We start from the raw sequence: 1355 nt of genomic DNA on the forward strand, positions 1-1355 counted from the left end.
CGTATCATTTCTTGCGTCTTATTTTTTGTAGCTACACCAAACTCCCCCATGATAACGGGGATACCTTTGTCGATGAAACGTGTTTTCACCATATCCATGTATCTGTTTAGCTCGGCGTAGTCTTCATCCGTTCCCCACTCCGTACGCGCTTTCCCCCAGCTCGCATCCTCAACCAGGATGGCGAATGTTACAGGAGTGTAATAATGGACCGATACTGCACAGCGATTTTGGGGATCGTTTGGCAGCTTATAGAGTTGATCAACGGTCTTCTCGATATCCGTTACATAACCGCCTACCAACAGGTGGCGTTGTTTATTGTTGCCCCCGGAACCACGTACAATATCTACAAATCTCTGGTTGATCTCATTCAGCAGCGCATAAGCTTCTTCTTTGCCATCATCGCTGCCGTAAAAATTCCATAAATCAGGCCAATAACCTTCCTCATTGAAAGACTCGAACATCAGATGATCACCATATTTTTTAAAAGCATCCGCCACCTGTGTCCATATACGTGTGTATTTGTACATAGACTCTTCTTTTTCTGACGGAAATTTCTCAAACCAGCCGCCGTCCCAGTGAAGATTCAGAATAACATACATTCCGCTATCCAGTGCCCAGTTCACAACTTCTTTTACCCGGGCCACATAGTCAGCATTGATCGTGTAATCCTCGCCCATCATATTTGACCATGATACGGGAATTCGAAGGACGCCAAAACCTTCGTCTGCATAACCTTTAATCATTTCCTTCGTAATAATGGGACTTCCCCAGGCCCTTTCATAATTTGAAACACTGCTGTCATTGATCCAGCTGCCTGTAGCTTCAAAGGTGTTGCCCAAATTAATGCCGATTCCCATTTCTTTGACAAGATCCATTGTTGTGATCTCTCGCATTTCGGCCGTTGCTTTGCTTCCGGTCGAATCCGCTGCGAATGCCTTATCGGGGATCGCCGTTAACGAAGAGCCCATGCCTACTGTCAACGCGGCGGCCATCAGCAGAAGTGAAGCTGACTTACATAAGGAAATGATTGATTTGGTGAATCCACGCGACTTTTTACTTGTTTTCATCAACTAGTCTCCTTTATTAATTTTTCTTTGAAAGCGTATCTTACATAAGGAAATGATTGATTTGGTGAATCCACGCGACTTTTTACTTGTTTTCATCAACTAGTCTCCTTTATTAATTTTTCTTTGAAAGCGTATACATTTCTGCTTTCTGATTGATTATAAGTCATCGTTTGACTATTAACCTTCATATTCAGGCCATAGAATAGCACGATAAAGACATGAAAAAACGGCGTATTTTTAAGCAACTCCCATTCAATACCATGCCAAGAAAGCCGAGGCAATAGCAGA

General features: G+C 43.1%; 2 protein-coding genes. Both read right to left on the reverse strand.

Translation table 11 applies throughout. The annotated features are described in order from the left end of the window. Positions 1-1067: glycoside hydrolase family 5 protein (locus ASG81_RS03860; protein WP_056629408.1), on the reverse strand; the 1067-nt coding region annotated here is incomplete at its 3' end. Positions 1068-1162: 95 nt separating this feature from the next. Beyond that, positions 1163-1355, reverse strand: a 193-nt coding sequence (locus ASG81_RS32475; protein ID WP_056629411.1) for a hypothetical protein, incomplete at its 5' end; no start/stop codon positions are given.

Origin of the sequence: Paenibacillus sp. Soil522 (assembly GCF_001428245.1) — a bacterium.
Classification (GTDB): Bacteria; Bacillota; Bacilli; order Paenibacillales; family Paenibacillaceae; genus Pristimantibacillus.